General features: G+C 61.9%; 14 protein-coding genes. 10 read left to right on the plus strand and 4 right to left on the minus strand.

The genetic code is table 11. The annotated features are described in order from the left end of the window. The first annotated feature begins 11 nt into the window (after positions 1-11). The 9 genes from E4662_RS00680 to E4662_RS00715 all read left to right on the plus strand — a co-directional run bounded on the left by E4662_RS00680 (position 12) and on the right by E4662_RS00715 (position 8,914). Positions 12-1,025: a GlxA family transcriptional regulator gene (locus E4662_RS00680; protein WP_136439331.1), complete on the plus strand. Its 1,014-nt coding sequence runs from the start codon at positions 12-14 to the stop codon at positions 1,023-1,025. A gap of 129 nt (positions 1,026-1,154) precedes the next feature. Beyond that, the gene (locus E4662_RS00685; RefSeq protein ID WP_136439332.1) at positions 1,155-2,294 is read left to right on the plus strand and encodes an aromatic ring-hydroxylating oxygenase subunit alpha; all 1,140 of its coding nucleotides are present in this window, start codon (positions 1,155-1,157) and stop codon (positions 2,292-2,294) included. Between the two features lie 102 nt (positions 2,295-2,396). Beyond that, positions 2,397-3,929 carry a choline-sulfatase gene (gene betC, locus E4662_RS00690; protein ID WP_240705075.1) on the plus strand — a complete coding sequence of 511 codons (1,533 nt, stop codon included), beginning with the start codon at positions 2,397-2,399 and terminating at the stop codon, positions 3,927-3,929. Position 3,930: 1 nt separating this feature from the next. Then, complete coding sequence (locus E4662_RS00695) at positions 3,931-4,725, plus strand: SDR family NAD(P)-dependent oxidoreductase (RefSeq protein WP_136439334.1); 795 nt, start codon at positions 3,931-3,933, stop codon at positions 4,723-4,725. Next, positions 4,722-4,889, plus strand: coding sequence for a hypothetical protein (locus tag E4662_RS23970; protein ID WP_168797854.1), 168 nt, complete (start codon positions 4,722-4,724; stop codon positions 4,887-4,889). Before E4662_RS00695 ends, E4662_RS23970 begins: the two co-directional genes overlap by 4 nt. Then, positions 4,886-5,815, plus strand: coding sequence for a 3,5-dioxohexanoate:acetyl-CoA acetone transferase (kce, locus tag E4662_RS00700; RefSeq protein WP_136439335.1), 930 nt, complete (start codon positions 4,886-4,888; stop codon positions 5,813-5,815). The genes E4662_RS23970 and kce overlap by 4 nt, the downstream gene beginning before the upstream one ends. Positions 5,816-5,827: 12 nt before the next feature. After that, entirely contained in the window at positions 5,828-7,249 is a 1,422-nt protein-coding gene (locus tag E4662_RS00705; RefSeq protein WP_136439336.1) for an aminobutyraldehyde dehydrogenase, read from the plus strand. After that, positions 7,242-7,988: an SDR family NAD(P)-dependent oxidoreductase gene (locus E4662_RS00710; protein WP_136439337.1), complete on the plus strand. Its 747-nt coding sequence runs from the start codon at positions 7,242-7,244 to the stop codon at positions 7,986-7,988. The genes E4662_RS00705 and E4662_RS00710 overlap by 8 nt, the downstream gene beginning before the upstream one ends. After that, positions 7,988-8,914 (plus strand): 3-hydroxyacyl-CoA dehydrogenase NAD-binding domain-containing protein, encoded by a 927-nt coding sequence (locus tag E4662_RS00715; RefSeq protein WP_136439338.1) that lies wholly within the window; start codon positions 7,988-7,990, stop codon positions 8,912-8,914. Before E4662_RS00710 ends, E4662_RS00715 begins: the two co-directional genes overlap by 1 nt. 45 nt (positions 8,915-8,959) lie before the next feature. On the opposite strand, the gene E4662_RS00720 is transcribed toward E4662_RS00715, so the two are convergent. The 3 genes from E4662_RS00720 to E4662_RS00730 all read right to left on the minus strand — a co-directional run bounded on the left by E4662_RS00720 (position 8,960) and on the right by E4662_RS00730 (position 15,150). Beyond that, positions 8,960-10,822 carry a sensor domain-containing protein gene (locus E4662_RS00720; RefSeq protein WP_136439339.1) on the minus strand — a complete coding sequence of 621 codons (1,863 nt, stop codon included), beginning with the start codon at positions 10,820-10,822 and terminating at the stop codon, positions 8,960-8,962. A gap of 122 nt (positions 10,823-10,944) precedes the next feature. After that, positions 10,945-13,455 carry a CoA transferase gene (locus E4662_RS00725; RefSeq protein WP_136439340.1) on the minus strand — a complete coding sequence of 837 codons (2,511 nt, stop codon included), beginning with the start codon at positions 13,453-13,455 and terminating at the stop codon, positions 10,945-10,947. Between the two features lie 27 nt (positions 13,456-13,482). Further along, positions 13,483-15,150 carry a GMC family oxidoreductase gene (locus E4662_RS00730; protein ID WP_136439341.1) on the minus strand — a complete coding sequence of 556 codons (1,668 nt, stop codon included), beginning with the start codon at positions 15,148-15,150 and terminating at the stop codon, positions 13,483-13,485. A gap of 204 nt (positions 15,151-15,354) precedes the next feature. Between E4662_RS00730 and E4662_RS00735 the strand changes: the two genes are divergently transcribed. Then, positions 15,355-16,266: a LysR family transcriptional regulator gene (locus E4662_RS00735; protein ID WP_136439342.1), complete on the plus strand. Its 912-nt coding sequence runs from the start codon at positions 15,355-15,357 to the stop codon at positions 16,264-16,266. 3 nt (positions 16,267-16,269) lie between these two features. On the opposite strand, the gene E4662_RS00740 is transcribed toward E4662_RS00735, so the two are convergent. Then, complete coding sequence (locus E4662_RS00740; RefSeq protein WP_136439343.1) at positions 16,270-17,163, minus strand: LysR family transcriptional regulator; 894 nt, start codon at positions 17,161-17,163, stop codon at positions 16,270-16,272.

Consider the following 17,163-nt stretch of genomic DNA (forward strand, 5'->3'; position numbering starts at 1 on the left):
TGAATCGCCTTATGACAGACCGTTCCGGCGATACGCTTTCCCTGCTCATCCTCGTCACCCCGAACTTCAACATGGCGGCGACGGTTGGTTTCATTGATCCGTTTCGGGCCGCCAACTACCTGGAAGGAAAGGCGCGATTTCAATGGCAGGTCATCTCTCCGAACGGCGGGGCCTGCACCGCCAGCAACGGTCTGACATTGGAAACCACCGCCTTGGCCGAGGTCCAGAACGGACGCCGGGACATGGTTGTCATTTCCAGCAGCTGGGCGCCCGAGTCCTACAACTCAACCCCTCTGCACACGTCACTTTGGCGGTGGGCCGGTCAAGGGGTCACGCTGGGCGGGCTGGATACAGGCGCGTTCATTCTTGCCGAGGCTGGCCTGCTCAAGGGGCGGCGCGCAACGGTGCATTACGAGCACATCGACGCCATGCAGGAGCTTTACCCGAACGTCACGGTCAGCGAAGAGCTGTTTGTCTTTGACGAAGGACGGATCACCTGCTGCGGCGGGGCGGCATCGGTGGATTTTGCCCTGCATATCATCAAGGGCACCGCAGGCGATGCGCTGGCCAACGCCGCCGCGCGGTATCTGTTTCACCAAACCGTGCGCCCGCAAGGCGCAATGCAAAGCCCCGGTCTCGCAGAGCCGATGGGGCATCTGGCCCCGGCTGCGGTCAAACGGGCGATTGCGCTGATGGAACAGAACCTTGAGACGCCGCTGAGCATCCCGGAGATCTGCGACGCCATCAACCTCTCGCAGCGTCAACTGAACCGGCTTTTTGCCCGCCACGTCAAGAAAACCCCGATCCTGTATTACCGCGATATCCGGCTGGATCGGGCGCGCGGGCTGGTGACACAGACCGACATGTCCTTGCTGGAGGTCTCGGTGGCTTCGGGCTTTGCCAGTCAGGTTCATTTCAGCCGCGCCTACCGCGAACGCTTTGGTCTGTCCCCACGCAATGACCGGGTCGAGGGCCGGGTGCCGTTTGAGTTCCGCGCCTGGCCGATGCATCGCAAGGCGGATTGACGTCACCGGACGGCGAAAAAAATCAAGAACTCGGCCAACTGCGCACAGTTCGACTGGTTGATCGGGTCAATCCTGTTGGCACCGACCAAAGACACCCGGGTGCTTTTCCCGGCAGCCAGCAGGTTTCCCATGACCCAACAGCCGACCTCGCAACAGTTCGCAGATATCTCTCGCGGCTATGACGAAAACCCCTCTGCCTCGCTGTCTCTGCGGGCCGAGGCTTACACTGATCCTGCCTGGCACGCTGTCGACCTGCGCGAAATCATCGGCAAAACATGGCAGTGGGTGTGCCATGTGGAAAAGCTGCGGGAGCCCGGCAGCTTTGTCACGGTGGAGATCGCCGGTCAGCCCATCGCCGTGGTGCGCGACCGCGAAGGCGTCCTGCGCGCCTTCTACAATGTGTGCAAACACCGTGCGCACGAGCTTTTGTCCGGAGAAGGCCAGACAAGCCGCATCATGTGCCCCTATCACGCCTGGGTTTACAAGCTGGACGGCCAGCTTGTCCGCGCGCCCCATACCGAGAACCTCGATGGATTTCAGGCCAAGGATATCTGTCTCGATGCGGTTCAGGTCGAGGCGTTCTGCGGCTTCATTTATGTGAACCTCGACCCTGACGCCGCCAGCCTCTCGGAACTTTCCGGCGATTTGGAAACCGAGATCAAGCATTGGGCACCGGACATCGACGAGCTGACCTTTGCACACCGTCTGACCTATGACATCAGGTCCAACTGGAAGAACGTCGTCGACAATTTCCTTGAGTGCTACCATTGCCCGACCGCGCATAAGGATTTCTGCGAGTTGGTGGATATGGACACCTACAAGGTGACAACCCACGGCATCTACTCCAGCCACATGGCTGATGCGGGCAACACGGCAAACAGCGCCTATGACGTCTCGAACGCGACGGTGAAGACCCATGCGGTTTGGTGGCTTTGGCCAAACACCTGCATCATGCGCTATCCCGGCCGGTCCTCCATGATCATTCTCAACATCATTCCCGCCGGGCCGGACCGCACGCTTGAGACCTATGATTTCTACCTGGAGGAAACCACGCCCAACGAAGCGGAGCTGGATACGATCAGATACCTCGACGAAGTGCTGCAGGTCGAGGACATCAACCTTGTCGAAAGCGTTCAGCGTGGCATGAACACACCGGCCTTTGCCCAGGGGCGCATCGTCAATGACCCTGACGGATCGGGCAAATCGGAACATGCCGTGCACCATTTCCATGGATTGGTTCTGGATGCCTACAAACGGGCTGCCGGATGACACCTGTTTCCCTGTGCAAACCTCTGAGCTTTGAGCCACCTCCCGTCCCGGCCACCCCCACGCTTTGTCCCAGCGAAACGGCCAGACAGGAGGAAACAGGACGTGCCAGGACACCCGAATATCGTCGTCGTAATGGCTGACCAACTGGCGCCGCAGTTTTGCGGCGCTTACGGCCATCCCATTGCCAAGACCCCCAATATCGATGCGCTGGCGGCGCGCGGCATGCGGTTTGATGCTGCCTATTGCAACTCCCCGCTCTGCGCGCCGTCGCGCTTCTCTTTCATGTCGGGGCAGCTGATCAGCCGCATCGCCGCCTATGACAACGCGTCGGAGTTCCGCGCCAGCGTGCCGACGTTTGCCCATTACCTGCAAGCTTTGGGGTATCGCACCTGCCTTTCCGGCAAGATGCACTTTGTCGGCCCGGATCAGAAACACGGGTTTCAGGATCGTGTCACCACGGACATCTACCCCTCCGATTTCGCATGGACCCCCGATTGGGAGGCCCATGATGAGCGCATCGACAAGTGGTATCACAACATGCAGACGGTCAAGGAAAGCGGCGTGGCCGTGGCCACCTTCCAGACCGATTATGATGACGAGGTTGGCTTTGCCGCGCGGCGGTGGCTGATTGACCGGGGCCGCGACCGCGCCCACGGATCGGATGCGCCCTTCTGTCTGGTGGCCAGCTTCATCCACCCGCATGACCCTTACGTGGCGCAGCCGGAATGGTGGGATCTTTACGAAGACGTCGAGATCGACATGCCCGCGCACGCTTTGTCACCCGAAGAACAGGATCCGTTTTCGCGGCGGGTCATGGACGGGATCGAGGCCAGCTACGTGCCTTTGACCGAGGAAGAGGTGCGCCGGGCGCGGCGGGCTTATCTGGCGAACGTGAGTTATTTCGACAGCAAGCTGGGCGAGATCGTCAAGTCGCTGGAAGACATCGGCGCGCTTGAAGACACGATCCTCATCGTCACCGCCGACCACGGCGATATGCTGGGTGAGCGCGGACTCTGGTACAAGATGAACTTCTTCGAGCACTCCGCCCGCGTGCCGCTGATCATGGCCGGTCCCGGCGTAGCGCAGGGCGCGGCGGCCAACGCCTGCTCGCTGCTCGACCTTTTGCCGACCTTTATCGAGATCGGCGGCGGAGATGCGCAGATGCTTGGCGAGCCGATCGACGGGCGTTCGCTCATGGCGCTGGCCCGGGGCGAGGCCGATCCCGTGGACGAGGCCATCGGAGAATACTGCGCCGAGATGACCCCCTACCCGGTTTTCATGATCCGGCGCGGGCCGCTAAAATACATCCATTGTGACCCGGATCCGCCGCAGCTTTATGATTTGTCTGCCGACCCGCTGGAGACACGCAACCTTGCGGCTGATCCGGCCTATGCAAAGGCCGCCGCCGCGTTTGCATCTGAGGTCGCCGAACGGTGGGACAGCGAAACCCTGCGCCGCGATGTGATTGCCACGCAGAAGTCCCGCCGCGCGCTGCACGCCTCCATGCAAGCCGGAGCCGGGGAGCATTGGGACTACAACCCACCCAGCGACGCCAGCCAGCAATACGTGCGCAATCACATGGACTGGACCGAGGCCGCAGGCCGCTACCGGTATCCGCCTCTCAAGGAGCAATGACATGAAACTTCAGGGAAAAACTGCCCTTGTAACCGGCGGGCGTGGCGGGATTGGCCGAGCCATTGTCGCGCGGTTCCTGCGCGAAGGGGCCACGGTCTATGCCGCCGATCTGACGCCGCAGGGGTCGCTGGCCGAACATGACGACGACGGCAGCCGCTTTGTCGCGATGAACGTGGCGGATGAGGCCGCTGTGAAGGCCGCCATGCAGCAGGTCGATGCGGAAGACGGCAAGCTCGACATCCTCGTGAATGCCGCCGGGATCGAGATCGAGAAGACCATCGAAGACACCTCTTTGGAAGAATGGAACCAGAGCTTTGCGGTGAATGTGACCGGCACGTTCCTGACCTCGAAACATGCCCTGCCGCTGATGCGCAAGGCAGCTGCGGGCGGGGCCTCCGCCAGCCTGATCAACTTCGGCAGTTATGACGGGTTCATCGCCGATCCCGGTCTCGCCGCCTATTGCGCAACGAAGGGGGCCGTTCACGCGTTGACCCGCGCCATGGCCTGCGATCATGGCCCCGAAGGCATCCGCGTCAACGCGATCTGCCCCGGCTATATCGACACCCCGATGTTGCAGAGCTTCTTCACCGGGGACGGCTCGGGCGGCGGCGGTCAGTCGATTGACCAACTGCAACAGGCGGTGCGCGATGTGCACCCCATGCGGACCTACGGGACACCGGAGGACATTGCGAACCTCGTGAACTGGCTCGCCTCGGATGAGGCTCGCTATGCGAGCGGGCAGCTTTGGGTGCTGGACGGCGGGCTCTCCGCGCAAGTCCAGCAGATGAAACTGTGAAACTGGCAATTGCCCCCGGCGAGGTGGAAGCGGACGCGCAACCCCTGCTCTCCCTGCGCTTTGCAATTGGAGAACAGGCATGGCGCAACCCGCTCTGGATCCCGAACGGGCAGCGCCGCCATCTGGTCCTTGTCCCCAAGCCCGAAGAGGAGCCAACCTCATGAGCAGATCCGTCATCATCACCTGCGCGCCAACGGGCGGCATTCACACGCCCACCATGTCCGAGCATCTGCCGATCACGCCCAGCGAAATCGCCACCGCCAGCATCGAAGCCGCAGAGGCCGGGGCTTCGATCATCCATTTGCACGCCCGAGATCCGGACACCGGCAAACCCGATCCGAACCCGGATCTGTTCATGGAGTTCCTGCCGCGTATCAAACAGGCCACCAATGCCGTCATGAATGTCTCGACCGGCGGCGGGCTGGGCATGACGCGCGAAGAACGGCTGCGCGCCGCAACCCGCGCCAGCCCGGAGATGGCCAGCATGAACATCGGGTCGATGAACTTCGGCATCTTCCCGATGAAGGGCAAGTATTCGAACTGGAAACATGCCTGGGAGCCCGAGTTCCTCGACATGACCCGCGACTTCATCTTTCGCAACACCTTCGCCGATATCGAGTACTGTCTGAAAGAGCTGGGCGAGGGTCACGGCACGCGCTTTGAATTTGAATGTTACGATCTGGGGCATCTCTACAACCTCGCCTGGATCCGCGATCAGGGTTGGATCGACGGGCCGATCTTTGTGCAGATGGTGTTCGGAATCCTGGGCGGGGTTGGCGCGGATCTCGACAACCTGATGCACATGCACACCATTGCGAACAAGCTGTTTGGCGATGAGTATGAATGGTCGGTGCTGGCCGCTGGCCGTCACCAGATGCCCTTCACCACGCAAAGCGCGCTGCTTGGCGGGAACGTGCGCGTGGGGTTGGAAGACAGCCTCTATATCGGCCCCGGTGAGAAGGCCACGTCCAGCGCACAGCAGGTGCGGAAGATCCGCAATATCATTGAAAATCTGGGGCTTACCGTGGCCACACCCGAGGAGGCGCGCTTGCGCCTAGGCCTCAAGGGTGGCGATCAGGTGGGGTTCTGAGGGGAGGAAAAGATGCAGACAAAAATGCTGATCAATGGCGAGTTGGTGGCGGGCGCGGGTGACGCGCTGCCGATCATCGATCCCGCCACAGGCCGCGAGGTGGCGCAGGTTCATGAGGCGAGCGCCGAACAGGTCGAGGCGGCAGTGCGTACCTCCGAAGACGCGTTCGAGCGCTTCTCCCGCAGCACCCCGGCGGACCGCTCTGCGCTTCTGCTCCAGATCGCTGACGTGCTGGAGAGCCATCAGGACGAACTGGCCGAGCTTGAAAGCCTCGACGTGGGCAAACCCTGGCCAAGCGCGCGCGATGACGAAATGCCGCTCACCATCGACACCTTCCGGTTCTTTGCCGGGGCCGCGCGCACCATGACCGGCTCGGCGGCGGGCGAGTATGTTGCCGGGCACACCAGCATGATCCGCCGTGATCCGGTTGGGCCGGTGGCGGCGATTGCGCCTTGGAACTATCCGTTGATGATGGCCGCATGGAAGCTTGCCGCACCGATTGCGGCGGGGTGCACCGTGGTTTTGAAACCTTCGGAACTCACGCCGCTGTCCACCCTGCGCGCTGCGGAGTTGCTGAACGATATCCTGCCCAAGGGCGTTCTGAACGTGATCCACGGGCGTGGGCTGTCCGTGGGCGACCAGCTGATCAACAGCCCGGAAATGGAAGCGATCACCGTTACGGGCAGCCCCGCCACCGGCATGGCCGCGATGCGGGCCGCAAGCGAACAGATCCGCCACGTGCATCTGGAACTGGGCGGCAAAGCGCCGGTGATCGTCTTTGACGACGCAGACATTGACGCCGTGGCCGAGACCATCCGTTACGGCAGCTTTTTCAACGCGGGACAAGACTGCGCCCAACCCTGCCGCGTCATGGTGCAGGACGGCGTTTATGACAGGCTCGTGGCCGCCGTGGAAGCACAGGTCAAGGAAATCCGGCTTGGCGCGCAAAAGGCCGAAGGCACCGAAATGGGGCCAATCGTGTCTGCCGCGCAGCGCGACCGTGTCGCCGCCTTTGTCGAGCGCGCGCGCGGTTCATGCGAGGTCGTCACCGGGGGGGCAGCAGGCGACGGGGACGGTTTTTTCTATCAGCCGACGGTAATTGCCAACGTCGACAACAGCGCCGAAGTAGCGACGCAAGAGATCTTTGGCCCGGTGGTCAGCCTCTCGCGTTTCTCGGATGCGGATGAGGCGGTGCGCGTGGCCAACAGGGGACGGTACGGGCTGGCCTCCTCTGTCTGGACCGCCAACGTGGGACGGGCGATGGATGTCACCAGCCGCCTGCGCTACGGCTTTACCTGGGTCAACACCCACGGGGTCGGCACGCCGGAAATGCCCTGGGCCGCGATGAAAGGCTCCGGCACCGGCTGCGACATGAGCGTCTACGCACTGGACGCCTATACCTCCATCCGCCACGTGATGCTGGCCCATGGATAACTGTGCAATTGTCACCGGCGGCAGCCGGGGGATTGGCCGGGCGGTTGTGGATCGCCTGCTGAGCGATGGCTTTGATGTGGTCACATGCGGGCGCGGGGCGCGGCCCGTGGGTTTGCCCGATGCCGTGGTCTGGGTCACGGCGGATGTGTCAAAAACCGGCGACGCCGCCATGCTGATCGAAAAGGCGAACGCCGCTTTCGGGCGCATCGCCTTGCTCGTCAACAACGCCGGTGTGCAGGTCGAAAAAACCGTGGCCGACAGCGGCGATGACGACTGGGATCTGGTGATGAACGTCAACTGCAAAGGCGTCTTCAACATGTGCCGGGCCGCGCTACCGGACATGGCTGCGCACGGCGGCAACATCATCAACATCGGCTCGATTTCCGGCATGGTCGCGGACCCGAGCATGGCGCTATACAACGCCTCCAAAGCCTTTGTGCACGGGCTGACCCGGTCGATCGCCGTGGATCACGGCCCCAAGGTGCGCTGCAACGCGATCCGCCCCGGCTGGATCATGACTGAGATGGCCGAAGACGGTTTTGCACTCGCCGGCGATCCGCAGAGGGCCATGGCAGACGCGCTGGCACGCCATCCCGTTGGCCGGTTCGGGCAGCCCGAAGACATCGCCAATTTGGTCTCGTGGCTGGCGTCGGATCAGTCTACCTATGTCTCGGGCGAATGCTTTACCGTTGATGGCGGCATGACCGCCGCCTCGCCCCTCAATCCGGGATTGTTCTGATGGAATTTCAACATACAGCCTGCCTGGGCGGCGGCGTTATCGGGGCCAGCTGGACAGCCTTGTTCCTCGCCTCTGGGCGTTCCGTGGCCGTTCATGATCCAGCGCCGGGCGTTGAAAAACAGGTGCGCGACTATGTCGAGATGGCCTGGCGCACGATGACGGAGCTGGGGCTGACCGAGAATGGCAATCCCGATGCAATCAGCTTTCACAGCTCGGCGGCAGAGGCTGTGGCGGGGGCAGGTTTTGTGCAGGAAAACGTGCCCGAACGCCTGCCGATCAAACACGCCACCTTTGCCGAAATCGAGCCGGTTCTGGACGGCTCGGCCATCGTGGCAAGTTCGGCCTCAGGCCTGATGCTCAGCCAGATGCAGGGCGGCTGGAAAGACCCGGCGCGCTTTGTTCTGGGTCACCCCTTCAACCCGCCGCATCTGATCCCGCTGGTGGAGATCCTTGGCAACGACAAGACCGATCCCGCGGCTGTCGACGCAGCAGAGCGGTTTTATACCGGCATCGGCAAAGTGACCATTCGCGTCAACAAGGAGAAAAACGGTCATGTCGCCAATCGGTTGCAGGCAGCAATCTGGCGCGAGGCCATCTCTCTCGTGGTCGAAGGTGTTGTCAGTGTCGAGGATGCAGACAAGGCCGTCTGGGCCGGTCCGGGGCAACGTTGGGCTGCCATGGGGCCGACCATGCTGTTCAATCTCGGGGCAGGGGCCGGCGGCTTACAGAGTTTTTGTGACCATTTCAGTGACACGTTCAACGGCTGGTGGGACGATCTCGGTCAGGTTCATCTGACGCCGGAAGTGGCGAAAACCCTGATCGACGGGGTCGAGGACGCGGCCCGGGGGCAAACACCGGCTGAACTCTCCGCCCGGCGCGACGCGCTGATCACCGCAATGCAAAAAGCAACGGCGGGACTGCGCTAAGCCTGATTTGGGTTTTTCGTTCAGAGCGAAGTCTGCCGGGCGACGTCACATCGCCCGCCGGGCCAGCGCGACGGGATCTTCTGCCCGCTGCCAAAAAAGCCCGCCTGTTTCCAGAAGAACCTCGCTCAGGGCGTCAACGTCCATCGGGCGGCCAAAATAGTACCCTTGCAGGTAGTCACATCCCATGTCGCGAGCGATGCGGGCGTGCGCTTCGGTTTCGACCCCTTCGGCAACCACCCGTGTGTTCAGGCTCTTGCCGATGTCGACAATGGATTGCAGCAGATCCCGGGCGGTTTTGCATTCGACGACAGGCTGTAGGAACTGGCGGTCGATCTTGAGCACCGAAGGTTTGATCTTCAGCAGTCCCTGAACCGAGGCATGGCCGGTGCCAAAATCATCCACCGCCACCGTGACCCCAAGTTCGTGCAATTCGTCCAGTGCCCAGCGGATGCGATCCCCCATCTGTTCGAGGTAAACCGATTCCAGGATTTCCACCGTGAGGCGGCTGGGGCAGATGCCGGATTTGCGGATGTCGTGGATGAAGTTCGTATCTTCCAGCCGCCCGGCTGACACGTTGATGGCAACGCGCGGCAGCGGGACGCCCTCTGCGTCGATGTGGGCCAGCGTCTCGCGCAGCCGTGCAAATACGATTTCGTCGATGCGGTTCACGATCCCCATTGTCTCCGCCACCCCAAGGAAGGCATCCGGAACCAGAAGTCCGCGTGACGGATGCTCCCAGCGTACAAGAACCTCGGCGCTGGCAATCTGGCCCGTCTCTGCGTTGATGAGCGGCTGGAAAAACGGCACGAACTCCTGCCGGTCACAGGCGACCAGAAGCTCCGCTGCCAGCTGCTTGGTGGCGATCGCCTCTTCATGCATCTGGGCGGTGAAAAAGGACCAGCGGCCTCGCCCCTGCTTCTTGGCCTGGTACAGCGCCTTGTCCGCGTCGGCGACAACCTGATCGGGGTTCTTCATCTTGGCGTCAGCAATCGCAACGCCCACACTGGCGCTGGACGAGATGGTTTTGCCCTCGAATTTGAACGGCTTGCCAAGCTCGCGCACGATGTCGTCTGCAAGGCTGCTGATGCTCAGGGCACTGTCACCCAAAGGTTTGAGGACGATAAACTCATCGCCGCCAATCCGGGCAATCAGGTCGCCCTGGTCCGTAACCGAACGCAGCACCTCAGAGACCGATACAAGCAGACGATCCCCGGCATCATGCCCAAGTGAATCGTTGATCGCCTTGAACCGGTCAAGATCGACGTAAAGGATTGCAAAGTCCGTGCCGCCCTTGCGCAGTCCGCCCAGCCACGCCTTGAGTTTCTCTTCGAAGTGGCGCCGGTTCGAAAGGCCGGTCAGCGGGTCCTCGTTGGATTCACGGGCCACGGTGCGGGCCAGTTCATGCAGGCGTTTGTTCTCGCTCTTGAGCCGCAGAACTTCCCGCGTGTAATGCTCGATCAGCATCGGGCTGGCAGCGGCACCATCCGAAGAGGCGGTCTGCGCCAGAGGCTGCGCCTCTTCGACTTCGATCAACGAGCCAAGCCACCAACGGTTGCCGCTTTTTGAATCCGAAAGCGGTGTCCAGTTCATCTGAACCCGGATCCGATCCCCGTTCTTGCGGTTGGTCGGCGTGGTGATGGTAAACCGCTCCCACTTCATGAGACGGTCGATGATCAGCAGGTGTGTGCCCTGCTCCGTGTCCGCGCCAATCAGGATCGTCCCGCGCTGCCCTATGGCCTCTTCGCAGGTGTAGCCCATGATCGAGCAGAAAGCCTTGTTGCACCACTGGATGACCATGACAGCGCCGTCATCGTCGCTGGCCATCGCGAGCATCAAACCTTCAGAGCACTTCTGGGGCAAGGCTTCCAGGAGTTCTTCGGGAACGACGGACGAGACAATCGGGGCCATGCCCCACTGTACCCCGGTCGCGCCATCCACCAAAAAGAATTCTGTGTCAGCGGTTAACCAATCCTTGCCGCAAAACAGACAGAGCAAGCGAAGAATGTGACCTCGCCGCTTCGGTCTCCCGGTTAACTCGGCAAGTACTCGGCGCTCCAGCTTTCGCTCAACTCACCCGATCGGATCATGGCTTCGATGGCCTGATCTGCGTAGCCGATCTCTCTCAGGATCGCCCGTGTCGAGGAGCCGAACTTCTCAGACGGGGTCACGGCGATGACCTTGCAGCGTGCCGGACGCACCGCATAAGGATCCAGCTGTGTCACCTCATGGCCGCTTGGATGATCAGGGTAGACCGAGAAGGAGTAACTCCCCCGATCCGTTCCCACGGAGCCGTCCGCCTCGTAGGTGTTGCGCGCCCGCAGAGCGTCGAGGTTTTCGCAAATCGCCGCGCCAATGTCGGCGGCCTGCAAGCGTTCCACCCATTCCGAGGCCGGCTGCGATTGAAACGCGGTGGCGAGATAGGCTGCGCGGTCCTCCGGCTCCAGATCCGGCAGATCGCTCAGATCCTCCACGTTGCGGAACAACGGCAGATCGTTTTCATAGGCGCTGAGCAGGATATGGCGCCCAGATGCGGTGCTATAGAAACGGGTCAGCGCGTCATAGCCATTGGCCTCCGGGCCGCTGGGTTCATCAAACAACCCCCGCCCCTTGTAGTCGAAGGCAAAGGGCACCTGCAGCAACCCGCTGTTGGACGACAGCGAGGTGCGCCCGCGCCCGATCCGGCCAAACCGGTGTTTCTGATAAAGGGCAGATGCCACGGCCAAAGCCCCGCCAAAGCCGCACATCACGTCGATGGTGCCCACGTGGGCGTGCTCTTCGGGCCGGTCCATCGCCCCGCCAAAACGCAGCATGATGCCCGTGGTGGCCTGCACCAGATCGTCATAACCGATGTAATCCGTGCGGGTGCCGCGCCGCACACCGCTGAAGCAATCAAGCTTGCAGAAGATCGCATCGGGGTTGAGTTTGCGCAGGTTTTCCGCGTTGAGGCCCATCTTTCGGATCTGGTTGTCCGGCGCGTTCCAGACGATCACATCAACGGATTTCACCAGGTCTTCGAACACCTGCCGCCCGTGGCGCGACGTGATATCGGCGAGGATCGAGCGTTTGCCGCGCATCTGGGACATGCCGTAAATCACGGTGTTCCAGCTGTCGTACATCGGCTCGGACGGATCGAGCTTGATCACCTCTGCGCCAAAACGGGCGAGATAGCTGGCGGAATGCGGCCCGGCAATCACGTTGCACAGATCGAGCACCCGCACGCCCGAAAGCCAGCTTTCACGCGGCTGCGCTTCGGATGGGTCGGGCAGCTCTGTGCGGTGCCGCTTCAGGACCTTGAGCGCCTCGTCAAAAGAGACCCAGCGGCGCGGTGCGGGCTGCAGCGCCTCTTCGCCGCTTTCCTCCATCCAGACCACCGGGCCGGGCTGGGTCATGTCTCCATAAACCGGGTCGTGCACGTCGATCATCAACCCCGAGGTTTCGGCGTACTCGTCGTGAATCCACTCCTGAAGCCACCGCTGCGGCGCGCCGGGGATCAGACCGCGCCCGAACATCTTTTTCCACTCGTGTGAGGTGCGCGTCATGAACACCTCCTTCATGCGCGAGGCGATCCTGTCGGCCCAGTCCTTGGGCATCGGGTAGACCCCGAGCGAGGTTTCATTCTCCCATTCGGACCACGGCTTGTAGGTGTCTTCTTCCGAGGTCAGTCCCTCGGCCAGAAGCTCGTCATAAATTCCAAGGACTTCGAGGCAACGCCGCGCATGGTTCTTGTGGCTGGGGCAGACCACATAGAACATGCGGCCATCCTTGCACATGTAGCTGCGGAAAAACGGATCCAAGAGTTCCTGCAGGTCTTCATAAGCCACGTTCATCGGCAGGCCCTCGACGCGGCGGCGCTCGATCTCAACTTCGCGCTGGGTGAGGTAGCGCTCGGGCATATCTGCCACCTTGATCGAGTTGTAGCACAGCCCTTCCATGACGGCAGAGGCGAGCGGCACTTCGATCTGGTCCCCCTGCCCGGTCACCTGCCGCGCCTGCAGCGCAAGAACCGTCGCCGAGGCGGCGATTTGCGAAGCATAGGCGGAAGCCAGAGGCAGCGGCGAAAAGGACGGGTTGAGCCCCATCAGAACCCGGTTCAAACCCATATCGGTGAAGACACCGGAACTGGCGGAAACGATACTCTCATAGGCGCGCAGCTCGCGGCGCAGATCATCATTCGAGGCAAAGCCCGGAATCGACAAGGTGATCAACTCGGGCCGCTCTTCGCTCATCTTGGAGAAATCGATGCCCAGCGCCGCAAGCTTTCCGGGCCGGAAGTTCTCGATCAGTATATCGGCCTCTGCGCAAAGCGCGCGGGCCTGCTCGAGCCCCTCTTCGCTCTTGAGATCGAGCGTCACGATGGCCTTGTTGCGGTTCAGCGTGGCATTGGCCGGACTGTCCCACATCGGCCCGCCGGGCGGGTCGATATGCACAACCGTGGCACCAAGGTCGCCGAGCAGCATCGCCACGGCAGGCCCGGCGATGTACTGCCCGAAATCGACGACTTTGACACCCGTCAGCGGCAGGTTGGAAAAGGAATTGCGCATGGGTCTCTCCACGGGTCTGGATCCGCGTTAACGTCCGCTGAGCATCCAGTAGGCTGCTTTTTCGGCGATCATGATGGTGGGTGAGTTCGTGTTGCCGCTGGTGATTTCCGGCATCACGGAGGCATCCACCACGCGCAGCCCGGCGACGCCTTTCATGCGCAGGTGCGGGTCAAGGACGGCGGTCGGATCATCGTCCCGCCCCATCTTCACGGTCCCGACGGGGTGAAAGATCGTGCTGGCGATATCCCCTGCAAGACGGGCAAGCTCTTCGTCGCTCTGGTACTGCACCCCGGGTTTGTATTCCTCGGGCTCGTACGGAGCCATGGCCGATTGCGCCATGATGTCCCGCACCTGCCGCAGACTGTCGGCGGCAATCTTGCGGTCATCCTCGGTGTCCAGATAGTTCGGCTGGATCAGCGGCGCATCGCGGAAATTGCCGGAGGCGATGCGCACATGCCCGCGGCTTGTCGGATTGAGGTTACAGACACTCACCGTCATGGCCGGGAAATCATGCAGATCCTCGCCAAAAGCTTCGAGACTGAGCGGCTGCACGTGGTATTCGAGATTGGCGTGCGGACGGCTCGGATCAGACCGGGTAAAGGCCCCAAGCTGGCTCGGCGACATGCTCATCGGGCCGGAGCGTTTGAGCACATACTCAAGCCCGATCATGGCCTTGCCAAAGAGCGAACTGGTCAGGCTGTTGAGTGTTTTCGTACCTTTGACCTTGAAGACCGCGCGGATCTGCAAATGGTCCTGAAGGTTCTCGCCCACGAAGGGCTGATCCATGACCACATCAATGCCGTGCTGCCGAAGCAGGTCCGCCGGTCCGATGCCCGACAGTTGCAGGATCTGCGGCGAGTTGATCGCCCCGGCCGAGAGGACAACCTCCTTGGCGGCGGTCACATCAACAGGCGTGCCAGCGCGGTGAACCTTGGCCCCGGTGCAGCGCAGGACGCCATCCGGGCCGGTCTCTACATGTAGCTTCTCAACCTGCGCCTCGGTCCAGATGGTCAGGTTCTGGCGGTGTTTGACAGACCGCAGAAAGGCCTTGGAGGTGTTCCAGCGCCAGCCGGAGCGCTGGTTTACGTCGAAATACCCCACACCCGCGTTGTCGCCACTGTTGAAGTCATCTGTCTTGTCCACGCCGTATTGCTCGGCGGCGTCGGCAAAGCTGTCGAGCACATCCCATTGCAGACGCTGCTTCTCGATGCGCCATTCACCACCTGAACCATGCATGTCGGAAAAGCGGCTGTTGTCACCGGTCACCGGGTCTTCGCCGTTGTCGAGCCGGTAGTGATCCTCATGCGCCTTGAAATCGTTCAACACGCTGTCCCAGCGCCAGGCATCCTCACCCGTCAACTCGGCCCAGTTGTCATAGTCCCGCGCCTGACCGCGCATGTAGATCATGCCATTTATCGAGGAGCAGCCGCCCAGCGTTTTGCCACGTGGGTAGATCAGGCTGCGCCCGTTGAGGCCCTTGTCCGGCTGGGTGTTGTACATCCAATCCGCGCGCGGATTGCCAATACAGTAGAGATAGCCCACAGGGATATGAATCCACGGATAGGTATCTGGCTTGCCCGCCTCAAGCAACAGAACGCGATTCATAGGGTCTGCGCTGAGGCGATTGGCCATGAGACAACCGGCGGACCCTGCCCCGATCACGATGTAGTCGAATTCGGTCTGCTGTGCGCTCATGGCGTCTACCTCCCTGAAAAAGCTTGGGATTCACCCAAAGCGTCGCATCTCCCCCGAAGTCAGCCCTCGCGGCGCCCGCTGTTGCCGAACCTTGCCGAACGGACGGACCCACCGGAGCTGATCCCGGCTCTGCCTTCCTTTTTGCAAAAGATGCGTGCCGGAAACCAATGACAAATCACACAGAGTCATATTAAGAAATCTAATATGACTCGCCTATCCAACATCAACACGATCCTAGCCTTTGTCACCGTCGCGCGCGAAGGCAGCGTGTCGCGTGCAGCCGAGGTGCTCAACCTGACACAACCGGCCGTGAGCCATCAGATCAAGCGGCTGGCGGATGAAATGGGGCTGGCGCTGTTCGAGCGGACAGCAACAGGGCTGGCCCTGAGCAGCGATGGTGCGGCGATCCTGCCGAAGGCGGAGCGAGTTCTCGAAACGCTGGCCGAGTTCCGCCTGAGCGCGCGGCAGCGTTCCGGTCAGCTGGGCGGACGGCTGCGGGTCGGCACGATTGTGGACCCGGAGTTCATCCGGCTCGGCCGGCTTCTGGCCCTGCTCCGGCGTGAGCATCCAGCCATCGAAACGGAGCTGGTTCACGGGGTTAGCGGCGACATCCTGTCCTGGCTGCGCAAAGGGCGCATCGATGCCGGTTTTTATCTTTGCAGCCCCGATGACCTGCCGCGCATCGACATTGCAAACGGCGAGCCTATCACCGCCCGCAAGCTCGCGACATTCCGCTATCATGTGGTTGGCCCGGTCGGATGGGAGGCGAAAATTGCGCAAGCGGATTGGCGGGCGCTGGCGCGGCTGCCCTGGATCGGGACTCCGCCAACATCGGTGCACAACCGGTTGCTGGCGAAAGTGTTCCACCATGAGGAGCGGCAGCGGACCGTTGTGGCGCGGGTCGATCAGGAAGCCTCGATGCTGGAGATGGTGCGTTCCGGGCTGGGGTTGAGCCTCTGCCGCGATTCCATCGCATTGCACCAAAGGCAAACCTTTGGCCTGTCGGTCTGCGAGACGGTGTCCGTCCCGGCGTGCCTGTGTTTCATCACGCTGGAAAGCCGAAGAGACATCCCGACCATCGCCGAAACCTTCCGGCTGCTGGAGCAGGCCTGGTAGCCTTTAGCCCAATGTCAGCCCCTCACCCGGCGTCAGACAGCGCAACACCGTCTGCCCCCGCGCGGTGTCAAAGAAGCCTTCACGCCCCACCAGCCAATAGCCTGCCTCCGAAGTCAGAAGCTGGTCCGAGAGCCGGATCAGGCTGCGCCCGGCAAGCAGATCATCCACCACTCCAAGCCAGGCCAGCGCGACCCCCTGCCCGGCCAGTGCCATGTGCAGCGCGAGCCCGTGGTCGTTGACCTCGATGCGGTCCTCGGGCGCTTTCGAAGTGCCTGCGAACCAGTTATCCCAGCCCAGCCAGCGGCTCTCCGGGTCTTCTTGCTCGATGATGCGGGCATCCTGTTCGCCGATGGCCACCTGCCCGGCGAGAACCTGCTCCGCCACATGCGGCGCGGCCACCGGGCAAACCTGTTCACGGATCAGCAACCGGGCATCACGGTCCTGCCAAGTTCCATGACCAAAGGCGATCCAGCAATTGGCGGGCTCGCGCCACAGATCCGCGTCACGCTTGAGGGTCACCAACTTGGTCTTCTGCCCCAGCGCCTGAGACAGAAGCGGCAAGCGATACGAGAGCCAATAGGTTCCGATACCCGGATAGGTCGCAATCGCAAAACTGGCGGCCTGCGTCGTCTGCCGAATCTCTTCGGACGTATGCCGGATGGACTCGAAAGCGCGGGACACGGTTTCGTAGAGAGCATGGGCGTGCAGCGTCGGCATCGCGCCGCCGCGCTGCTTGTCAAACAGCGCCACCCCAAGATCCTCTTCCAAGCGCTTGATCTGATAGCTGATCGCCGGTTGCTGCACGTTGAGTTTGCGGGCGGCGGCGGTGAAGCTGCGCAGGCGATATGCCTCTTCGAAAGCGCGCAGGCCCTTGAGCGTCGGGAGGCCTTTTGTCAT

It is taken from the genome of Pacificoceanicola onchidii, assembly GCF_004804335.1.
Classification (GTDB): domain Bacteria; phylum Pseudomonadota; class Alphaproteobacteria; order Rhodobacterales; family Rhodobacteraceae; genus Pacificoceanicola; species Pacificoceanicola onchidii.